Origin of the sequence: Marinobacter sp. LV10R520-4 (assembly GCF_002563815.1) — a bacterium.
Taxonomy (GTDB): domain Bacteria; phylum Pseudomonadota; class Gammaproteobacteria; order Pseudomonadales; family Oleiphilaceae; genus Marinobacter.
This window is the reverse complement of sequence record NZ_PDJM01000001.1, coordinates 2,247,890-2,267,227: the sequence shown is the minus strand read 5'-3', so window position 1 is coordinate 2,267,227 and position 19,338 is coordinate 2,247,890. Positions and strand designations below refer to the sequence as shown.

The 19,338-nt window shown below is 52.0% G+C and carries 22 protein-coding genes and 1 tRNA gene; 16 read left to right on the top strand and 7 right to left on the bottom strand.

Going from position 1 to position 19,338, the window contains the following annotated elements; genetic code table 11:
* Positions 1-10: 10 nt before the first annotated feature.
* The 5 genes from hisF to ATG98_RS10895 form a co-directional block, all read right to left on the bottom strand.
* Entirely contained in the window at positions 11-784 is a 774-nt protein-coding gene (hisF, locus tag ATG98_RS10915; protein ID WP_098421123.1) for an imidazole glycerol phosphate synthase subunit HisF, read from the bottom strand.
* 48 nt (positions 785-832) lie between these two features.
* Entirely contained in the window at positions 833-1,570 is a 738-nt protein-coding gene (gene hisA, locus ATG98_RS10910; protein WP_098421122.1) for a 1-(5-phosphoribosyl)-5-[(5-phosphoribosylamino)methylideneamino]imidazole-4-carboxamide isomerase, read from the bottom strand.
* Between the two features lie 28 nt (positions 1,571-1,598).
* The gene (gene hisH / locus ATG98_RS10905; RefSeq protein ID WP_098423008.1) at positions 1,599-2,237 is read right to left on the bottom strand and encodes an imidazole glycerol phosphate synthase subunit HisH; all 639 of its coding nucleotides are present in this window, start codon (positions 2,235-2,237) and stop codon (positions 1,599-1,601) included.
* 45 nt (positions 2,238-2,282) lie between these two features.
* On the bottom strand, positions 2,283-2,876 hold the full coding sequence (hisB, locus tag ATG98_RS10900; RefSeq protein ID WP_098421120.1) for an imidazoleglycerol-phosphate dehydratase HisB: 594 nt from the start codon (positions 2,874-2,876) through the stop codon (positions 2,283-2,285).
* Positions 2,877-3,014: 138 nt separating this feature from the next.
* A complete protein-coding gene (locus ATG98_RS10895) occupies positions 3,015-3,479 on the bottom strand; it encodes an SRPBCC family protein (RefSeq protein WP_098421119.1) in 465 nt (154 codons plus the stop codon).
* 187 nt (positions 3,480-3,666) lie between these two features.
* Here ATG98_RS10895 and ATG98_RS10890 point away from each other — a divergent pair, with 187 nt between their 5' ends.
* From ATG98_RS10890 to ATG98_RS10825, 13 genes are all read left to right on the top strand, one after another.
* Positions 3,667-5,793 carry an AsmA family protein gene (locus ATG98_RS10890; protein ID WP_098423006.1) on the top strand — a complete coding sequence of 709 codons (2,127 nt, stop codon included), beginning with the start codon at positions 3,667-3,669 and terminating at the stop codon, positions 5,791-5,793.
* Entirely contained in the window at positions 5,793-6,854 is a 1,062-nt protein-coding gene (mutY, locus tag ATG98_RS10885) for an A/G-specific adenine glycosylase (RefSeq protein WP_098423004.1), read from the top strand. The genes ATG98_RS10890 and mutY overlap by 1 nt, the downstream gene beginning before the upstream one ends.
* Positions 6,855-6,935: 81 nt before the next feature.
* Positions 6,936-7,208: an oxidative damage protection protein gene (locus tag ATG98_RS10880; RefSeq protein WP_098423002.1), complete on the top strand. Its 273-nt coding sequence runs from the start codon at positions 6,936-6,938 to the stop codon at positions 7,206-7,208.
* Between the two features lie 119 nt (positions 7,209-7,327).
* A tRNA-Phe gene (locus ATG98_RS10875) sits at positions 7,328-7,403 on the top strand.
* 431 nt (positions 7,404-7,834) lie between these two features.
* On the top strand, positions 7,835-8,914 hold the full coding sequence (locus ATG98_RS10870) for a tyrosine-type recombinase/integrase (protein ID WP_098423000.1): 1,080 nt from the start codon (positions 7,835-7,837) through the stop codon (positions 8,912-8,914).
* 2 nt (positions 8,915-8,916) lie between these two features.
* Entirely contained in the window at positions 8,917-9,573 is a 657-nt protein-coding gene (locus tag ATG98_RS10865; RefSeq protein WP_098422998.1) for a hypothetical protein, read from the top strand.
* A 364-nt stretch (positions 9,574-9,937) separates the two neighbouring features.
* Positions 9,938-10,264, top strand: coding sequence for a helix-turn-helix transcriptional regulator (locus tag ATG98_RS21990; protein ID WP_218925856.1), 327 nt, complete (start codon positions 9,938-9,940; stop codon positions 10,262-10,264).
* Entirely contained in the window at positions 10,261-12,510 is a 2,250-nt protein-coding gene (locus tag ATG98_RS10850; protein WP_098422994.1) for a hypothetical protein, read from the top strand. The genes ATG98_RS21990 and ATG98_RS10850 overlap by 4 nt, the downstream gene beginning before the upstream one ends.
* Positions 12,510-13,097, top strand: coding sequence for a hypothetical protein (locus tag ATG98_RS10845; RefSeq protein WP_098422992.1), 588 nt, complete (start codon positions 12,510-12,512; stop codon positions 13,095-13,097). The genes ATG98_RS10850 and ATG98_RS10845 overlap by 1 nt, the downstream gene beginning before the upstream one ends.
* Positions 13,098-13,130: 33 nt before the next feature.
* Positions 13,131-13,340 (top strand): hypothetical protein, encoded by a 210-nt coding sequence (locus tag ATG98_RS10840; RefSeq protein WP_098422990.1) that lies wholly within the window; start codon positions 13,131-13,133, stop codon positions 13,338-13,340.
* Between the two features lie 621 nt (positions 13,341-13,961).
* Positions 13,962-14,516: an outer membrane beta-barrel protein gene (locus ATG98_RS10835; protein WP_098422988.1), complete on the top strand. Its 555-nt coding sequence runs from the start codon at positions 13,962-13,964 to the stop codon at positions 14,514-14,516.
* A 449-nt stretch (positions 14,517-14,965) separates the two neighbouring features.
* On the top strand, positions 14,966-15,274 hold the full coding sequence (locus tag ATG98_RS10830; protein ID WP_098422987.1) for a hypothetical protein: 309 nt from the start codon (positions 14,966-14,968) through the stop codon (positions 15,272-15,274).
* Complete coding sequence (locus ATG98_RS10825; RefSeq protein ID WP_098422985.1) at positions 15,271-15,741, top strand: hypothetical protein; 471 nt, start codon at positions 15,271-15,273, stop codon at positions 15,739-15,741. Before ATG98_RS10830 ends, ATG98_RS10825 begins: the two co-directional genes overlap by 4 nt.
* A gap of 157 nt (positions 15,742-15,898) precedes the next feature.
* Here the strand turns inward: ATG98_RS10825 and ATG98_RS10820 are convergent, their stop codons facing one another.
* Both ATG98_RS10820 and ATG98_RS10815 read right to left on the bottom strand, forming a co-directional pair.
* Entirely contained in the window at positions 15,899-16,087 is a 189-nt protein-coding gene (locus ATG98_RS10820) for a hypothetical protein (RefSeq protein WP_098422974.1), read from the bottom strand.
* A 20-nt stretch (positions 16,088-16,107) separates the two neighbouring features.
* Positions 16,108-16,932 carry a hypothetical protein gene (locus ATG98_RS10815; RefSeq protein WP_098422983.1) on the bottom strand — a complete coding sequence of 275 codons (825 nt, stop codon included), beginning with the start codon at positions 16,930-16,932 and terminating at the stop codon, positions 16,108-16,110.
* Positions 16,933-17,389: 457 nt separating this feature from the next.
* Here ATG98_RS10815 and ATG98_RS10810 point away from each other — a divergent pair, with 457 nt between their 5' ends.
* The 3 genes from ATG98_RS10810 (at position 17,390) to ATG98_RS21525 (ending at position 19,034) form a co-directional block, all read left to right on the top strand.
* The gene (locus ATG98_RS10810; protein WP_098422981.1) at positions 17,390-17,860 is read left to right on the top strand and encodes a DUF2628 domain-containing protein; all 471 of its coding nucleotides are present in this window, start codon (positions 17,390-17,392) and stop codon (positions 17,858-17,860) included.
* 80 nt (positions 17,861-17,940) lie between these two features.
* The gene (locus tag ATG98_RS10805) at positions 17,941-18,273 is read left to right on the top strand and encodes a hypothetical protein (protein WP_098422979.1); all 333 of its coding nucleotides are present in this window, start codon (positions 17,941-17,943) and stop codon (positions 18,271-18,273) included.
* A 548-nt stretch (positions 18,274-18,821) separates the two neighbouring features.
* Positions 18,822-19,034, top strand: coding sequence for a hypothetical protein (locus ATG98_RS21525; RefSeq protein ID WP_143751463.1), 213 nt, complete (start codon positions 18,822-18,824; stop codon positions 19,032-19,034).
* Positions 19,035-19,338 lie beyond the last annotated feature (304 nt).

Genomic DNA, 19,338 nt, shown 5'->3' with positions numbered 1-19,338 from the left:
GTCTGGCGGGCTAGTCCCTCACTTCAATTCCCTGGGCTTTCATAAACGCTTTAGCTTCCGGAATGGTGTGCTCGCCGAAGTGAAATATCGAGGCCGCCAGCACCGCATCCGCGCCACCGATGGTTACGCCATCGGCCAGGTGCTGTAGGCCACCTACCCCGCCAGACGCAATCACCGGCACCGTTACCGCATCGCTAACGGCGCGGGTCAGGCCCAGGTCAAAGCCAATTTTTGTGCCGTCGCGGTCCATACTGGTTAGTAGCAATTCACCGGCTCCCAAGGCCACCATCTTTTGCGCCCATTCCACCGCGTCCAAACCCGTTGGCTTGCGGCCACCGTGGGTAAAAATCTCCCACCTGGGCTCTTCGCCCTCGACGCTCACCCGCTTGGCATCAATCGCTACAACAATACATTGGCTGCCAAAGCGCTCGGCCGCGGTTCTTACAAATTCGGAATCAAACACCGCCGCGGTATTGATGGCCACCTTATCGGCACCGGCATTCAGCAGTTTGCGAATGTCTTCCACCGTGCGCACACCGCCGCCGACGGTTAAGGGAATAAACACCTCTGCCGCCATGCGCTCTACGGTTTCATAAGTGGTGTCACGGCTTTCGTGACTGGCGGTAATATCCAAAAAGGTGATCTCATCAGCGCCCTGCTCATTGTAACGGCGAGCTACTTCCACCGGGTCGCCAGCGTCGCGGATATCCACAAAGTTCACGCCTTTCACTACCCTGCCCTTGTCTACATCCAGACAGGGAATAATGCGCTTGGCCAGTGCCATGGAAATGCTCCGTTCAGTCAGAAAGTCACAGTGTCAGAAGATCAAAAATCAAGCGTTCAGGCTGTCGCAGTAAGCCTGAGCTTCGGCTACATCCAGAGTACCTTCGTAAATCGCACGGCCGGTAATGGCGCCCAGAATACCCTGATCGGCCACAGCGCCCAGGCGCTTCAAGTCGTCCATATTGGTCACGCCACCAGAGGCAATCACCGGTATGCCACAGGCCTTAGCCAGCGCCGCGGTGGCTTCTACGTTCACGCCCTGCATCATGCCGTCGCGGGCAATGTCGGTGTACACAATGGAGTCTACGCCGTCGTTCGCAAAACGCCGGGCCAGATCGGTTGCCATAATCTCAGACACTTCAGCCCAGCCGTCGGTGGCCACGCGGCCGTCTTTGGCGTCCAGGCCCACAATAATATGGCCGGGGAAACGTTTGCACATTTCGGTCACAAATTCTGGTTCTTTCACCGCTTTGGTGCCAATGATCACCCACTGCACACCGGCCTGCAGGTAGGTTTCAATAATTTCTGCGGAGCGGATACCACCACCAATCTGAATCGGTAAGTCCGGATACTTGCGCGCGATAGCCTTCACAATTTCACCGTTGACCGGCTCACCGGCGAACGCGCCGTTCAAATCCACCAAGTGAAGACGCCTTGCGCCGGCATCTACCCAGCGGGTTGCCATATCAACCGGATCGCCGCCGAACACTGTGGAATCGTCCATCCGGCCCTGACGCAGGCGAACGCATTTACCGTCTTTCAGATCGATAGCGGGGATAATCAGCATAATGGTTTTTTTCCAAGATATTTTTAAATTATTTTCCGGACCAGTTCACAAAGTTCTTAAGCAGTTGCAGGCCTGCATCAGCACTCTTTTCCGGATGGAACTGCACCGCAAAAATATTGCCTTTAGCCACAGCCGCTGCAAGGTCGACACCGTAACGGGTGCGGCCGGCTATGTCGGCGTTACCCTCGGCTTCGGCGTAATAACTGTGCACAAAGTAAAAGCGCTCATCGTCAGCGATTTTGTGCCACATGGGGTGATCTTGTACCTGCTGCACCTGGTTCCAGCCCATGTGCGGCACTTTCAAACGTGCGCCGTTTTCCTTCAGCTTGTGGCCAAAAAAACGGATCTGGGCGGGGAATACGTCAATGCAGTCAACACCGCCGTTTTCTTCGCTGTGGGACATCAGCGCCTGCATGCCTACGCACACACCCAGCAGAGGGCGATCGCGGGAGACTTCTTTCACCAGTTCGTCCACGCCCAGCCGACGGATTTCCGCCATGCAATCGCGAATGGCGCCCACACCGGGGAATATCACCCGGTCGGCGCTGCGGATAAGGTCGGCGTTGTCGGTCACCAGCACCCGGGTATCCGGGGCTACGTGTTCTACGGCTTTGCTCACGGAATGCAGGTTGCCCATGCCGTAATCAATGATGGCAACGGTTTTCATAAATTCATCAGTCCAGCAGCTGGGAACAGTCTAGGGCGCCTCGGATCAGAGGGTGCCTTTGGTGGAGGGCATAATACCGGCCATGCGGTCGTCAAGCTCAACGGCCATGCGCAGCGCGCGGCCAAATGCTTTGAACACCGTTTCAATTTGGTGATGGGTATTTTTGCCCTTCAGGTTGTCGATATGCAGGGTAATCAGCGCATGGTTCACAAAGCCCTGAAAAAACTCGGCGAACAGGTCTACATCAAAGCCACCCACGGTTGCCCGGGTGAAAGGAACATCCATGTGCAGGCCGGGGCGACCGGACAGGTCCAGCACTACCCGCGACAAAGCTTCGTCCAGTGGCACGTAGGCGTGGCCGTAGCGGCGGATGCCTTTTTTGTCGCCCACTGCTTTAGCGAACGCCTGGCCCATGGTAATGCCCACATCTTCTACGGTGTGGTGGTCGTCGATATGCAGGTCGCCATCACACACCACATCTAGATCTACCATGCCGTGGCGGGCAATCTGGTCCATCATGTGGTCCAAAAATGGCACACCGGTCTGGAAGTTAGTTTTACCGGTACCATCAAGATTTACTTCAACACTGATCTGGGTTTCAAGGGTATTGCGTTCAACCCGAGCCTTGCGTTCGACCATGTGAACTCCGTAACTGACTGTTTAAAATAGTTTTAAAAAATTTTCGGCTTCAGAGACGCCAATGAATAATTGCGCCAAGTATACCGCTTATTCGTACCGGAGTCCTGCCGGTGGATTTATCGCAACCATTACCCTGCGCTATGCAAACACTTTCTTCAGATTGCGCATGTACTGGTCTACCAGCGAGTTGAACTCGTGCTTGATAATCGGGCTGATGGCCAGTTTCAGCAGGCTCGGCAGCGGTAGCGTTAATTTTGCATTGGTTTTAAACTTCAGGGTGGACATGGTATCGCCCTTGGCGGTAATAACCCAAGACCCGTTCACCACGCCATTGCCCTGGCCCGCAACAGGCTCCCAGCGAATAGTGCCGGCATCGCGGTCTGACACATAATGGCAGGCGTAAGCCGTTTGGATGGAGTACTTGTCAACGCCTACCTTCTCCATTTCCCAGAGGTAGCTGTTATCGCCCAGATCAGTCAACTTATGCACTTTCGGAAAGTGACTGACAGACCGGGGCACATCCGCCAGCAGGTCAAACACTTCATCGTAACTGCCATCAATTTCCAGCTCGCGGCTGAGTTCTATTGATACGTTTATGGCCATTGCCAACTCCTTGTTGTCATTATTAGAGACTCTTGTTCTCATTATTAGAGATTACGATCGTCACAGAAATACGGCGGTATTTTGGCCTAACACTACGGCATTGTCATACACTCACGCTGTTAATTTGCTAACCCTGCGTTATCCTTTGATAAATCGCACATTGATCTGAACGAACAGGACACACCCAATGAAAGCACTACGTTACCTGCTCATTACTATTGTGGCACTGATTTTACTGGCCGTAGCGGCAATAGTCGTCGCCATGTTGGTGATTGATCCCAACACCTACAAGCCGCAAATTGAGCAGGCCGTAGAAAAGCAAACCAATCTCGACCTGGTTCTAGACGGCGACATCAGCTGGTCGTTCATTCCCATCGGCCTGGAGCTGAACAACGTTGAAGCCAAACTCGACGGCGAACGCTTCATTGCGCTCGATCGTTTAGTCGCAGAGATCGATTTCTGGTCACTGGTCGCCATGTCGCCTCAGGTGAATAACTTTGTACTGGACGGCCTGGACGCGCATCTGAGCGTTAACAAAGAAGGCCAGGCTAACTGGACCCGCATAATGCCGGAGAAAGACGCGCAGCAAGCGGCCCCCAGTGAACCGGCTCCGGACACAACAGCGGCAGCGAGTGAAGGCTCCGCGGAACCGCTGAACTTCAACGTCAGCAACGTCGAAATCGCCAACGCCCGGGTGCGTTACACAGACGCCACCACCGGCCAGGAAATCACCCTGGAAGATTTCACTTTGGGCGCCAGCGACATCACTCTGGGTTCCGAGTTTCCGTTAGACATCAGCTTCCGGGTAGAAACCGCCGAGCCGCAAATGAGCGTAGAAGGCAGCATTGCAGCCCGCCTGTCGGCCAACCAGGCATTAGATACATTTAGCGCATCGGGCCTGGACGCAAGTTTCGACATAAAAGGCGAAGCATTCGCCGGTAAAACCATCACCGCTAAAATCAGCGGATCACTGGCCGCCAACCTGGCTAACGCAACCGCGAATCTGAAAGATATCAGCTTCAGCTTTGCCAACCTAAGCGCCAACACCAATCTGACTGTAGAAGGCTTTGGCGACAAGCCAAAATTGGCGGGTAACATCGCCATCAACGAATTTTCACTGAAAAAACTGCTGGAGAACCTGGGCCAACCCACTATTGAAACCAGTGACGGCGACGTGCTCACTGCTCTGGCCTTCAACACCAACATTGGCGGAGCCGCGGGCAAGCCGGAGCTAACTGATCTGACCTTAAAGCTAGACGACACCACCTTCAACGGCTCTGGCAGCTATAACCTGACTAACTCCGAGCTTGTTTTTCGCCTCACCGGTGACGAGCTAAATGTCGATCGCTACCTGCCGCCACCATCGGGCACCCCGGCGACTGAAAGCGGCACTGGCTCTAATTCTGGCTCTGGTTCTGGCACTGCGGCAGCCCAAGCAGACCCGGACTCGCAATTGCTGCCCCTGGACACCCTGCGCGCGCTGTTATTAGACATTGATTTGGGACTGAACAAGCTAACCGTCAGCAATCTCCAGATTAATGAGATAAAAGCCAGCACCCTGGCCAAAAACGGCGTGCTGGAAATCGATGACTTCAGCGGCAAACTCTACTACGGCAGCTTTAACGCCAATGCCAGCATCGATGCCCGCTCCGACACTCCGAAATGGGGCATCAATACCGACGTAACAGACGTACAAACACTGCCGCTACTCAACGACCTGGCGGAAGTAGACATGCTCTCTGGCGGAGCAAACCTCAAAATAAACGCCAAATCCACCGGCAACACCATGGCCGCATTGCGTGGTAACGCCGATGGCAAAATTACCTTTAACCTGGCGGAAGGCGAGTTCCGCCGCATGAACCTGACCCGCCTGGCATGCCAGGGCATTGCACTGGTCAATCAGGAAACCCTGGGTACGACCGACTGGGGAACTACCACACCGTTTAATGACATGCGCGGCACCCTGGACATTAACGGCAACACCCTGAACAACACAGAGCTGCTGGCATCGCTTGCCGGCATGCAGCTGGAAGGCCAAGGCAGCGTGGATATGCAGCAAACCCTTGTGGACTACGAACTCGGCCTGCGTATTGTGGGTGAAATCCACCGTGACCCAGCCTGCCGGGTAACCGACACTGTGAGAAACGTGGTTATACCCCTTGAGTGCCGCGGCAACCTTAGCGATGACCCAGCAGGGCTCTGCTCCTTCGACGGTTCGCGCTTCCGCGACAGCCTGCAAGACATCGCCAAAAACGCAGCCAAGGCCAAAGCAGAAGACAAAATAAAAGACGCGCTAAAAGGCTTCTTTAACTGATGCCTGACAGCTTTGCCCCAGCCCTGTTGAACTGGTTTGATGAACACGGCAGGCACAACCTGCCGTGGCACCACAATCGCACCGCATACCGAGTGTGGGTATCGGAAATTATGCTGCAACAAACCCAGGTAGCCACGGTTATACCTTACTACCAGGCGTTTATGCAGCGCTTTCCAGACGTTCACTCGCTTGCGTCAGCACCAACAGACGACGTGCTCAGCCACTGGTCCGGCCTGGGTTATTACGCCCGCGCCCGTAATCTACAAAAGGCCGCACAAGCCGTGGTGCAGGAACACAACGGCGAATTCCCTCGCGACCAGCAACAACTGGAAGCACTGAGCGGCATCGGCCGTTCAACCGCCGCCGCCATTCTGGCGCAATCCTGGGATATTAAAGCCGCCATACTGGACGGTAACGTCAAGCGGGTACTTGCGCGCTACCACGCTGTAGCCGGCTGGCCGGGGCAAACTGCGGTACAACAGAAACTCTGGCAATTCGCCGAACAGCACACGCCCAACGAGCGTATTCGCGACTATACCCAAGCCATTATGGACCTGGGCGCACTGGTATGTACCCGCAGCCGCCCAGGCTGCGAACGCTGCCCGGTGCAGCAAAACTGCCTGGCCTATGCCAACGGTGAAACCACACTGTACCCCAGCTCGAAACCGAAAAAAGCCAAGCCCGAAAAAACCACCTGGATGCTGATACTGGAAGACAGCGACGGCCGCATACTACTTCAGCGACGACCACCCAGCGGCATTTGGGGCGGCCTATGGAGCCTGCCAGAGCTTGACCCGGCATTGGGCGAAGACGAACTGCAGCAGGCCTGCGAACAGCAACTGGGCCTAAGCTGTGGTGACCCACAGCGTATCAGCGGATTTCGGCACACCTTCAGCCATTACCACCTACACATTCAGCCGGCACGAATGAGCGCCGAACCCCAGAGCCGCGTTGCCGACGACAATCACCGCTGGCTGCATCGTGATCAGGCATTGAGCCTTGGCTTGCCTGCGCCCATACGCACACTGCTGACAGACCCCGAACAGACCACGCTGCTGTAGCAACCCGGCAGCCTTATTGCTGATATAATGCGTAAAATCTGATTTTCCTCGACACATCCCAAAATACCCACAGGAGCCCCCATGAGCCGTAACGTTTTCTGCCGTAAACATCAGAAAGAAATGGAAGGTCTGGACAACCCGCCCATGCCCGGCGCCCGCGGCCAGGACATCTACGACAACATCTCCAAAGCGGCATGGGAAGAATGGCAAAGCCAGCAAACCATGCTGATTAATGAAAAGCACCTGAGCCTGATGGACCCGAACACCCGCAAATACCTGCAGGCACAGATGGAACGCTTCTTTAATAACGAACCCTTCGACAAAGCCGAAGGCTATGTACCGCCGGAAAAATAGCCCATTGGTCCAGCCCAACAAGCAGCACTGAAAACTTTAACAAATTTTCAAAAGCCCTCTTGACTCAGTGCGGCCAAACCGGTTTAATAGCGCCCCGTTGCAGCACAGTATTGCAACATGCCCGGATAGCTCAGTCGGTAGAGCAGAGGATTGAAAATCCTCGTGTCGGTGGTTCGATTCCGCCTCCGGGCACCATTAGATTCAACGACTTAGCCCGCTTAATTGCGGGCTTCTTCGTTTCTGGGCTTCAAATGGGACGCTTGCGGGACACTGAGCCGCAAAACCTCACAACAGTTCCACCCCCCTTTCCTGTATTCAAAAACCGTTCACTGTCCCGCCGGGACACTCCAAACAGACAGCATTTTGCTTCTAGCTGTCCCGTTAGTGTCCCGCGCGCACAAAAATAAAAGGCAACACTCATTATTTTCAAAGTGTTAAACGCTGTTACCTAGGGACTATCTATCCCATGGTTGCTTTTGTGTCGTGTTGCGGTTTACAGTGAAGGGGAGCCGGGCCAGTGCGTCAACACCAGCCCGGCAACCACCAGCAAAACCTATTAGGGAGGTTCAGCCAATGGCAACACCATCATATCACCTTGCGCCCTTCACTCAATTGGAGGGCAAAGCATGGCCACGATAGAAAAACGTACGACTCAGAACGGGACAACCTACCGGGTAAAAATCCGCCTCAAAGGCCGCCAATCTGAAACGGCAACTTTTGACCGACTGACCGATGCCAAGCGATGGGCAACCCAGACCGAAGCGGCAATCAGAGAGGGCCGGTATTTTCATTCGACCGCTGGCAAGGGCAAAACGCTGGCGGAAGCTATCGACCGTTACAGCCGGGACATTCTGCCCGACCTGAAAGACCAGAACCCCCGCCGGGTTCACTTGAAGTGGTGGCGCGGCAAGATCGGCGCAACTGCAATCAGCGATATAACGCCCGCACTACTCACCGAATGCCGGGACACTCTAAAGGCCACCCCCTACAAATCGGGCAAAACCGAAAAGCCCCGCAGCGATGCAACCGTTAACCGCTACCTGGCTTCACTAAGCCCGGTAATGAAAGCCGCTTCCGATGATTGGGAATGGATTACAGACAACCCATGCCGAAAGGTTCGCCGGGGTAGAGAGTCACGGGGCCGCACACGGTTTTTAAGCACTGACGAACGCAACAGATTGTTGGCTGCCTGCGACCAAGCAACAGACACCCCAGAACTGAAAACGCTAGTGTTGCTGGCAATCACGACCGGGGGCCGCCGTGGTGAACTATCCGGGCTACGCTGGCGGGACGTTGACCTAAAGCGAAACCGCGTCATTTTTGTAGACACCAAAAACGGAGAAACGCGGGCCGCACCGCTGGCCGGGCCTGCACTTAATGCCATGCAGGAATGGGCAAAGGTTCGCCCCCTGGATTCAACCGCCCCCGTATTCCCCGGCAGAACCGACAAGACGAAAAACAAGCCCCTCGACTTTCAACGCGCATGGATGACCGCACTAAAACGGGCTGAGCTTTCAGACTTCAGGTTCCACGACCTACGCCACACCGCCGCCAGCTACCTTGCCATGAACGGGGCCGGACTGCGGGAGATAGCCGACATTCTAGGCCATAAGACATTGGCCATGGTTCAACGCTATAGCCACCTGACGCAAGACCACAAAGCCGCCGTTGTAGAGCGAATGGCCAAAGCCGTTTTCGAGGATTAATTATGACGATGAACCTTGAACATCAGCTCGAAATGAAAGAGATACAGCTTTGCATGCTGCTTTATGGCTTAGGGAAAAAAAATGGCAAAGTCATTCCATACCCATCTGCTGAATACGTCCGTAGCAACCTTTTGTCCAGTCCGGTCAGCAACCCCATGTACTTAAATATATCCCGCAAGTTTGAGTGCAATGCGGCACTCAAGGGGGATAAGTCCTGGGAGCTTCTGGCGCACTGGTATATCGAAGGTCTTGCTGTTGAAGGATACGAGAAGAATATTCCAAACCCTTTAGAGAATGCGACAGTCAAAGCAAAAGATTTAAAACACTTTCTAGAGCGCAGTCATTACGCATCACCTGACTGGTTAGCAAGCACATTAGGGCTAACCAACCAAGCAACTTTGCACGACAGCAGCGCGCCCCAAAATGTCCCGAAGCACCTGTTCACGAAGGAAGTTAATTCGCTTTATCGCATCATCCTTGGCATGGCAATCAAGAAATACAAATACGATCCTAGCCAAACTCGCAATTCTGCCACTGGTAAGAAGGCAGGTTCTATATCCGCAGACTTAGAGCAAGCGGGCCTAACCGTTGACTCCGAAACTATCAGCAAACACCTCAAAGCAGCCTACTCAGCAACGCCCCCCGAATCCAAAAGTTAATCGAATTCGGTTACGTTATAATCGAATTCGAACCCGCCCATTTCGCTCTCTGTTTTCATGCTCTCAGCCAACCACGGCAATTCTTGAAACAAGAGAGCACGAACATGACCGACGCAACACAAACCCAAACGAATTACGAACCCACCAGCGCAGCCAACAGCAGGCCTACGCTAATGACCCTGCAACAGTTATGCGGGGCTGAGCCTGCCATTACTTCCGGGGGCGTTCGTCACCTACTGTTTACCAAGGGGCACGAACTGCCAGGAGTCTACCGGTTTGGCCGCAAGCTGCTGTTTGATCGTTCGGAATTTATGGAGGGGATAAAGCAGGGACACGCAGCCCAAATCAGCGGGAGAACTACACAATGAAAAAAGCGCCCGCCACCACAGCAAGACACTATACACAGCACGATTATAACACCACCACCGCTGGCGGATACGCTGAACGCATAGACGCCATACGCGCCGCCCTGCTGAATGCAGGCATAGAGCCTGCAAACATGGATGCCCTGCTATCGCATATGGCTGATGCCTGCCGATATCTGGGCATTGGCAGAACCAAGCTGCACAACCTTTCAGAAACTGACGCAGACTTCCCCCGCAAAATCCGCATATCACCCCGCTGTGTCGGCTGGACCCGATCACAACTTGATGCATGGCTAGATGCAAAGCAAAGCGAGGTGACAGCATGAGGGCCACAAACGAAAACGCCCCCGAAGCTGGCGAGCAAAGCGGGGGCGCAAAGGAAATCACACACGCTGAGTATAGCACCGCCCCTCACCCTTACCTAGATCGCAAGGAAATAGACCTGGCTGACCTGCAAACCGTTTGCAAATGTAAGGTAGAAATCCGTCCGATCAAGTTAGGCACCTTTCGCAGGCTTGTCGTGTTCCGTGAACTGCTGGACGTTGCCGGGATCGCTCACGGTGGTGAGCGGATCTTATCGGAGCGGATCAGCATAGGCGGGGATTCAAAACCAAACGATAAATTCACGACGAAAGGCGGAAAGGTATCAGGCACGTTCACGCCTATTGGCTTTCACCCTTCCGAGCTGATGAGCATGGAAGGTCGCCTTATCGTTTGCGCTGGGCTGGCGGATGGCTACCGGCTACATGAAGCAACGGACCTGCCGGTTGCGTGTGGCGTCGGAGAAAACAACGTACGCAGCATTGCGGAAGCTATACAGCCGTTAAATCCGCGCATTCTGGTAGCTGTGGACAGGGACGAAGCCGGCAAGCGAGCCGGAGAGAAATCCGGTTGTTCCTGGACGTGTCCGCAGTCTGCAAAGGATTGGAGTGACGTTTATCAGAAATCTGGAACTGAGGCTGTTCTTGCTGAATTTCAGGAAGGCATGATTACCGCAGTAAAGCCGCAACCTGAATCAAAGGAAGAAGCTGACGAAGAAAAGCAGGCGCAATCAGACAAAATAGTATCGTTCGTCCAGACCTTCAATGAGCTTTTCCACGATGAAAACAATACGGCCTATGCCCGACACATGGACACCGGAGAAGTTCGACCGCTGACTGGCAGAGCATTCAGAAACTGGCTTACTGCGGCATTCTATGAGCAAAACGAAAAGGCTGTACGGGATCAGTCGTTGCGTGAAGCCAGAATGACGCTTGAAGGCATTGCTATGCAGGAATACCGCCCGGTCTATATTCGTGTGGCCAGTATCTCCGGTAATCATTATCTGGATCTGGCAGAGCCGGGACGAAGCAGCACCATCTGCCTGATGCCTGGCAAATGGTCGATTCAAGATGCGCCTGTCATGTTCAGCCGGTCTGACAGCTCGCAGGCATTGCCGCGTCCCGTTCCTGGTGGCGATATTAGACCGTTATGGAAGATTGCCAACGTAACGCCCAGTCAACAGATTTTGGTTGTTGCCTGGCTGGTGGAGTGCCTACGCACAGATACACCTTTTCCGACTCTGGAAATGTTCGGTGAACAAGGATGTGCGAAATCCACCAGCCAGACAGCTCTCCGAAGGCTCATTGATCCAAACGCCGCTGACCTGAGAGCGGCTCCCAAGTCTGCTGAAGATCTCTACGTTACCGGCGGCACCAATCACTTTATTAGTCTTGAAAACATTAGCCACCTGCCCGCGCCTATTCAGGATGCTTTTTGCGTCATCTCCACTGGAGGCGGATTCGCCAAGCGCAAGCTTTACAGCGACTGTGACGAAGTCGTTATTACCCTGAAACGTCCGATAATCCTGAACGGAATTGTGGCTGCAATCACCCAACAGGACGCTGTATCACGAGCAATCAGTATCGAACTGCCGGTTATTACCAACGCTTGCCCAAAGAACACGCTCGACGCTGAGTATGAAAAGAACCGGGCAACCATTATCGGCGGATTGTTAGACATTGCGGCAAAGGCTCTGGAATATCTGCCGGAGATGAGTTTACCGGCGGATCAGCGCCCGCGCCTTGTAGAGTTTGCCTATCTGGGAATGGCCGTTGCTAAGGCGATGGGGCAGCCGCCGGAGATCTTCCTTGAGCAATTCAACACAGCCCGCCAGGACGGACTAGAACGAACTCTCGACGCCAGCCCCGTAGCAAGTGCAATCAGAGAGTGGGCAGAAACAAACCCGGACCGGATCGAAGAGCAATCAGCAAAACACTGGCTGAATGTATTGGAGGATTATAAGCCGCGTGGTTGTGATTCCTGGCCTAGATCTCCAAAAGGATTAGGCGATGCAATGCGAAGGGCTGCTCCTGCGCTCCGACAGCTTGGAATCGAGTGTAAATGTCTCGGAAAGATTGGCTCAACGGTAAAATGGTGCGTTGGTCAAAGAAAGTCTTCAGAACAAAGTCGTCAATGTCGTCAAGTCGTGCACGAATCCGAAAATCAGCACGACATGACGACTTCCACGACTTCATATCAGAGAGTTTCTTTAGGTGAAGACCAAAACTCCGAAAAAAGGAGGGTGTTCTGATGGGCGCTATCGACTACTTGCACCTACATGGCCTGGATGCTGATAATCTTACTGGCGACCAAATCGCAGTCTGGCCCGAGATCTCAATCACTCCTGAAATCGAAAACTGGATTATTCAGCACAAACAGGAATTGATCACAGAGTTAAGACAGGAGCGAAGAATTCCACCTGCCAACGAGCGGAGCTGGCAAAACCCTGATGCCATGCTGATGGAGATTGCCGTAATGCTTCGCGCCAATCCTGACCACCTATACGCCCTGCTATGTGAAGACGACATTCAGGACATCGCCGATGAGGCAAACAGCCGGGCCTATATGCTGGACTACTTTCGACTGATGCGGACTGATGGAAAGCTGCCCATTCACACAGAGCCACCGCCAGCCAAGGCCACCGAACCACCGCAGAGCTACATAGAGAGCGCACAGGCATGGAAGCCAGCGCACGAAGCCATGATGAACCACGTTACGGGCTGCACCGCTTGCCGTGCCCCACAGGGCCGGTATTGCAACGAGGGGGCAGACTTGCGCCGGGTTTACTTGGAGGCTCACCAGAGCGCCACCAGCCCGCCAGGAGTTGATAAAACTTGAAACCAAAAAGCCTGTTACCAGAGAGGGAAAACCATGAGCAGTAACCCGCGCAAGTTCCGCAATCCCGCCAGGTTAATCGTTTCAGTGGAAACCGATACCGTGAACGCCATTGATGCCTTGATGAAGTCCGGCTATCACTGTCACCGGAACCGCTCCGAGTTCGTCCGCCTTGCGGTAGAGCGTGAGCTTAGACGATGCCAGTCGGAGGGTTTTCGGAGCAGTGACGCGCGCGAGGCTGATTAGAATTTCTTAACAGGTATCGCGCGCACGTGAAGCTGATGATTTTTGCACACGTTAGCTACACCGCCAGCCAATGATAATTTTTGCGCATCTTTACGCGAAGGACTTTGATGATTTCGAGTAACCGTAAAGGGGGAGCCGGCCAAGTTGCCGGTTTTTTTGTGTCTGATGATATTTCCCGACTATAAAAAGCCCATGAAATGAGGTGGAGCCCAGACCATGAACACTATTGTCAGATTGCCCGAAAGCCCCGAAACCACCTACCACTATCAAGCTGGCCCTTGCCATTCGCTAGTGGTTAGCGTTCAATCGGGTAAAACCGGCTGAACGGTGATCTTCCCACAGGGGACTTTCACCCCATTAGTTCATGCCCATGCTGGGCGTACACCAATCGCAGCAGTACTCGGCCGATGGCCGCCGGACGCTCGTAAACTCGCGCCGCTGTGCTATGCTTTATGTTTCTTGACCGCACCAGTTTTATTGACTAGGTGACTGCCATGCAAGTGAAGTTTTCGGAGGATGTCATTCCTCTATCGGTACCCACTTATAAGAGGCAAGAAGACCTCAGATAAAACACATAGTGATCGCTAGCCAATCAATACTGTGCATTAAAAGGATGTATCCATGTTCAAAAAAGTAGCAATGATTGCGGCCCTTGCCGTTTCCTCCACACCAGTTTTTGCAGATGAGCCCGCAGAGGAGAAAAAGTTTTCTGTTGGTATTGCATCATTTGCCACCGTGATTCGTGCTGATACCGGTTACGGCACCGAGTCTGATGATTTTTCAGGCTTTGCTCTGTTCGGAACAGGGGCGGTAAACGATAACGTTGGATTCCGCCTAGCCTACGCTAATCAAAGTCACGAAGATGATTCAAATCTCGACCTGACTGCAGTCGAGGGCAGCCTGATTGCAGGAACGGGCCTCGCAACAACAGGCTTCAAGGCATATGGCTCGGTGGGATTCTTCAGCGAGACACTTGAGTACAAGTACAGCGGTTACGATGAGGAGTTCGACTTCAGCGGCCTGATGTTAGGTGGTGGAATCGGCTATAACTGGAACCCTGTTTCTCTTGAGTTCTGGGTCAACTTCCGTGATGCAAGTGATTACGAAGACTTTGGCGGTGGTGGCGTGGACGTAACTGTTGCTTCTGGTGGGCTCGGGCTTTCTGCTCGGTTCTGAGCAGCTTGAATTCCGGAAGAACTCCCGAACTGTCTGCATTGATAAGTCACAGCCTAGTTCGTCCCGAATTGGGACTTTGATGATTTCGAGATACCGTAAAAGGGGGAAGCCGGCCAAGCTGCCGATTTTTCGGCTGATGGAGTTTCCCGAATATAAAAAGGCGATGAAATGAGGTGGAGCCCAGACCATGAACACTATTGTCAGATTGCCCGAAAGCCCCGAAATCACCTACCACTATCAAGCTGGCCCTTGCCATTCGCTAGTGGTTAGCGTTCAATCGGGTAAAATCGGCTGAACGGTGATCTTCCCACAGGGGACTTTCACCCCATTAGTTCATGCCCATGCTGGGCGTACACCAGTCAATCAAGTTCGTTCCCGGCCTGATGGCCGTCCACCGGACGGCTTTTAGCCACCGCTTATCTCAGCGTTATGCGAATTAAGGACACATTATGCCTCCAGTTTTAGCCTTCGTTATTGAAAGCTCCATCGTTAATTCAGCACCAATATTTCTTGCTGCTCTAGTTATTGCATATATCGCAGGCCCATTCTTCAAAAATGCTGGCGCAAATAAATACATGCGTATAGCAATTTATTCAGCAGTTGGGGTTGCAGCTGGCATGTGGAGCTACTCAAGTTTTGATGCCCCTGATAGAAGTATCGAGCTAACTGAAGCTGCTCTATTGGTTATTGGAATGCTAATCTATTCGCTGTTAATTATCGCCCCAATTGTAATGATCAAAAATCGAGCCAAATCATGATTAGGTACTTTTTTATTTTACTCTTCATCTTATGCCCCATTATTGGCTATGCATCAGATGAAAATGAAAAGCTTCAAGCAATCGAAGCCCTGATACAAAAACATGGTCTAGATAATGTCATGCAGCAGTTCATTGCCCATGAGCACGAGCAACTTCCCATCAAAAAAGACAAACTGGACACAATTACAAGTGTCATGTATGTCAAATCAACTAAAGCAAAAATCTATAAGCATGTGCTCACTCCAGGCTGGGAAAAAATAATCAGCGACATGACGGAGGTATCTACACAAGACGCAAAACAATATATGCCAGGATTAATGCAGCAACAATTAGCTAACTCAATTTGCAGCAATAAACTCAACCAAATATATCTCAAGCACGGCGCTAAAATTGTAAATGTTTATTCAGATGCTGATGGCAACGAGCTATTTACAACCACTGTCAAACAATCAGACTGTGGCGTATAATCGGGTGCCCGAGGGTATCTAACCCCAGCCCCCACAACACCCTGCACGGGGGTGCAGTTTTCTGCGCAATACGCGCGTGGGCGTGGGTGCAGCGCTCTTGGCGGTTTTCGAAACTGTTTCCTTTTCCGCCAAAAACGCCGGTTTGCCTGAAACCTACCTATGGACTAAGGCCCTGCGTTTGCTGGTGTCGGATGCTTGCCGCTATTGGCGGATACATGAACGTGCTTTCCGATGTCCTGCGGATTTTCAGGGCTGCCGCTTGTCTGAATGACTGCACAGCTTCGCGCCACTCCGCTTCTTCCGCCTCTGCCATGGCTTGAGCAAAATCAAGGTTATACTCACTCATAGCTTTCTCCAGGGTCCTAATCATTCGGTCAGTTCATGGTTCTTATAAAGGCGGTCACAAATAGCATACGATACGATGCCAGAGTTGTAGCATTCGACCCATAGGTCTTGCATTTTCATATGCTTCTCACCGTATTCCTTCACATCTTGCGCCCGCTGCCACTCATGAAATGATGGGTCATCACCAACTAAACCGACAGTTTCAGCATACTCTCTGTCTCGATAATCGATTTTCCAGCTAGGTGTTTTAACCATGTCATCGATAACTTTTTCTGAGACACCCATGGCTAAAATATAAGACCTCAACCCATCAAGGAGCGAGCCATAGAGAAATTCAGATTCGCCCCTGCTCAAACCTGCAAAATATTCTTGATCGAATCTCGGGCGATGTAGTCCAATTTTTCCTCCAGAGAAAACATCCCGCCTAACACCAGAAGCCAAGATGAATACGCATGCAGAGCTACATTCGTCATTCATATCAACCATTGTCCACGCGTACGCATTTCTTAGCTTGGCCCCTATCTGCATCGCGGTATCAACATCCCCGCCATGAGAATCAAGGGTCACAGGCATCATCCTAGACTTGCGAATCATCTGACCTCTATAAAGGTCAATAATGGTCTGAACTTTCTTGTCATCTTCTTTTTTTATTTCCCCAAAAATTCTGATGTGTGGCTCATCTTGAACTCTGCCCGTTTTCTCAACAGGGTATGGGACATACACCACTTCGGCGAAACATAGTATGGGGAATCCAACTATAGTGGTGAATAACAACCCCGCTACGAATTTTTCAAACCTTCTCAAGGATACGGCAGTCATTCCACCCAAGAGCACTTCCCATCCCATATTTTTCTCCTCCTAAATAACAAGCATCGATGCCATTTGTAGAAGCTCGCACTCCCGATGTGTCAGCGTAGGCCTATGGCAAAAGTCAGCAGGCCATCGAGCTATCCGGCAAAGACGGCTCATCCATCGAAACTATCACCCAAACGATGACGCCACAAGAAGCCGCAGCCGCCTATGCCAACCCCTTGCGAACGGTTAAAATTCGCTCACGCGTGCGTAGTGCGCAAAAAACCCGAAAGCCCCAAAATCACCTACCACTATCAAGCTGGCCCTTGCCATTCGCTAGTGGTTAGCGTTCAATCGGGTAAAACCGGCTGAACGGTGATCTTCCCACAGGGGACTTTCACCCCATTAGTTCATGCCCATGCTGGGCGGACACAAACAGCTGGTGTCGGAATCACTCGCTTCGCTCGCTCTCCGCACAGCTGGGCGTTAGGCTTTTACGAAGGGAGCAAATATGCAAAATCTGTATGAAACAATCCTTGGCGACAAAAATCGCATCTACTACCTCACAAAGTTCGAGCAATTTGACCGGCTAGGGTCCGGCCTGAAAGCAAGCTGGAATTGGCCGGCCTTCCTTTGTGGTGGAGTCTGGGCACTCTATCGAAAAATGTACGGATGGTTTTTCGCATTCTTGGGCATCATATTCTTGTCGAATATATTCGAGAAGGCTGGCTCTCCGGGACTCTCTGCCATCGTATTATTTGTGCCGTGGATCGCGTTCACGATTTATGCCGATTCGCTGTATCACAACAACATCAAGAAAAAGATTGCTGCTGCACAACTCACCGTGAAAGATGAACCTAAACTACTGGAATATCTTCGCTACAAGGGCGGTGTTCAAACCTGGGTTATTTGGGTGTTTGGTGGGTTGCCGGTCATTGGCATTCTCGCCGCCATTCTCATACCCATGTTTGCGCGTCATTAGCCTAACCCGGCAGTCAAGCGGGACTGCGCAAAAGCGCGCAGCCCCTTACTTTTACGTTATGCGTAAAAGGAGAGACAACAATGTCCAATAAGAAGTGCCATCACTGCGGGGTGGTCGATAGTGTTCATGCTAAGGATGAAGGAAGAAGCAAATTAGTATGGGCATTTGGCCCAAACGATGATGATGGACTACAGATGCATCTAATTTACTGCCGGTCTTGTGGCTTCGTCAATATTTATAAACCAGGTTGGTTTGGCAATATAAAGTTCAATAGTTACATGGATGCAAAAGAAGTATATAAATCCTATCAAGATGGGCAAATGAAACGAGAAGAAATGGGCATGTTTGCAGGAAAAATACAGCAAGCCATGATAGAAGATAAAATCCTACCAAAAGATTGGGCTATTGTTTAGGGTGCGTGTTCATATCAATATTCGGGGCAGTCTCGACAAATAACTGGGCGTTATGCGTTTCAAGGAGAACAAGAAATGAGCAACAACGTAAGGGAGCTACATAAAATAAAGAAGAAGACCTCTGATTGGTTCAAATCAAAAGCTAAATCTGAAATACAAAAACAATAAAGGCATACAAGCCTAGAATCGAAGCGTCAAAATTACTACAAGAAGATGATAGAAAAAAAACACTTGTACTATTAGTCAATGAAGCGACTAATGAAAGACACAAAGCAATACAAAACGGAGCTAATTCATACAGCAATCCTTCATGGGCAGCAGCTGCTACCATTGAAAGTTGGTTATTCGAATTAATAAACGGAGAAGAACAAGGAATAAAAAGTGTCGAAGGAATAATTAATGAACTACAAAACCGCGCATAATCGGGTACCCGAGGGCATCTAACCCCCAGCCCCCACAACACCCTGCACGGGGGTGCAGTTTTCTGCGCAATACACGCGTGGGCGAGTGGATGATGCCTGGGGCCGAGAACCTTAAAAAATCAAAGATTGGCCAGCCCTCTTGCACGTGAGCGCAACAAGAAGGTGCCTCTGTGGGTAGGGAAAAGTAGGGAATCGGGCAGCGCCACCCGCCGTACCGTGAGTATGCCCATCATCTGGTGGACGGCCCAAGGCATCGCGGATGCAGTGATGGTCAGCATTCCAGCCCACGTGCGCTTTGGTGAAGACGCAGATCCGCGTCATCTTTTAGTGAATCCTTGATGCAATCTTGATGTTATCGAGCAGCATTCCAGCCAGCGGGCTCGTGGGTGCAACGGCTTTAGCAATTACAGGTTTTGACAGGTTTGCCCGCGTGCGCGTGGCAGTCACAGAACTTTACAAAACTATACATTCAGGAAGCTAGGTTTGCTCAGGTGAAGCCCTGTTGGTAAATGTTGGTATTTTGCCCGATGGAATATGGCAAATGGCGGCAAGATTTCAAGCTGGTACGAACTGTTGGTACGAACGCCGAATGCTAAGAAATGCTAAGGTTAGGGCTGGTACGCGGCTCTGGTACGAACTGGCA

Coding starts and splice junctions, on each gene's coding strand:
- hisF (WP_098421123.1), bottom strand. CDS start 784: ATGGCACTGGCCAAGCGCATTATTCCCTGTCTGGATGTAGACAAGGGC.
- hisA (WP_098421122.1), bottom strand. CDS start 1,570: ATGCTGATTATCCCCGCTATCGATCTGAAAGACGGTAAATGCGTTCGC.
- hisH (WP_098423008.1), bottom strand. CDS start 2,237: ATGAAAACCGTTGCCATCATTGATTACGGCATGGGCAACCTGCATTCC.
- hisB (WP_098421120.1), bottom strand. CDS start 2,876: ATGGTCGAACGCAAGGCTCGGGTTGAACGCAATACCCTTGAAACCCAG.
- ATG98_RS10895 (WP_098421119.1), bottom strand. CDS start 3,479: ATGGCCATAAACGTATCAATAGAACTCAGCCGCGAGCTGGAAATTGAT.
- ATG98_RS10890 (WP_098423006.1), top strand. CDS start 3,667: ATGAAAGCACTACGTTACCTGCTCATTACTATTGTGGCACTGATTTTA.
- mutY (WP_098423004.1), top strand. CDS start 5,793: ATGCCTGACAGCTTTGCCCCAGCCCTGTTGAACTGGTTTGATGAACAC.
- ATG98_RS10880 (WP_098423002.1), top strand. CDS start 6,936: ATGAGCCGTAACGTTTTCTGCCGTAAACATCAGAAAGAAATGGAAGGT.
- ATG98_RS10870 (WP_098423000.1), top strand. CDS start 7,835: ATGGCCACGATAGAAAAACGTACGACTCAGAACGGGACAACCTACCGG.
- ATG98_RS10865 (WP_098422998.1), top strand. CDS start 8,917: ATGACGATGAACCTTGAACATCAGCTCGAAATGAAAGAGATACAGCTT.
- ATG98_RS21990 (WP_218925856.1), top strand. CDS start 9,938: ATGAAAAAAGCGCCCGCCACCACAGCAAGACACTATACACAGCACGAT.
- ATG98_RS10850 (WP_098422994.1), top strand. CDS start 10,261: ATGAGGGCCACAAACGAAAACGCCCCCGAAGCTGGCGAGCAAAGCGGG.
- ATG98_RS10845 (WP_098422992.1), top strand. CDS start 12,510: ATGGGCGCTATCGACTACTTGCACCTACATGGCCTGGATGCTGATAAT.
- ATG98_RS10840 (WP_098422990.1), top strand. CDS start 13,131: ATGAGCAGTAACCCGCGCAAGTTCCGCAATCCCGCCAGGTTAATCGTT.
- ATG98_RS10835 (WP_098422988.1), top strand. CDS start 13,962: ATGTTCAAAAAAGTAGCAATGATTGCGGCCCTTGCCGTTTCCTCCACA.
- ATG98_RS10830 (WP_098422987.1), top strand. CDS start 14,966: ATGCCTCCAGTTTTAGCCTTCGTTATTGAAAGCTCCATCGTTAATTCA.
- ATG98_RS10825 (WP_098422985.1), top strand. CDS start 15,271: ATGATTAGGTACTTTTTTATTTTACTCTTCATCTTATGCCCCATTATT.
- ATG98_RS10820 (WP_098422974.1), bottom strand. CDS start 16,087: ATGAGTGAGTATAACCTTGATTTTGCTCAAGCCATGGCAGAGGCGGAA.
- ATG98_RS10815 (WP_098422983.1), bottom strand. CDS start 16,932: ATGGGATGGGAAGTGCTCTTGGGTGGAATGACTGCCGTATCCTTGAGA.
- ATG98_RS10810 (WP_098422981.1), top strand. CDS start 17,390: ATGCAAAATCTGTATGAAACAATCCTTGGCGACAAAAATCGCATCTAC.
- ATG98_RS10805 (WP_098422979.1), top strand. CDS start 17,941: ATGTCCAATAAGAAGTGCCATCACTGCGGGGTGGTCGATAGTGTTCAT.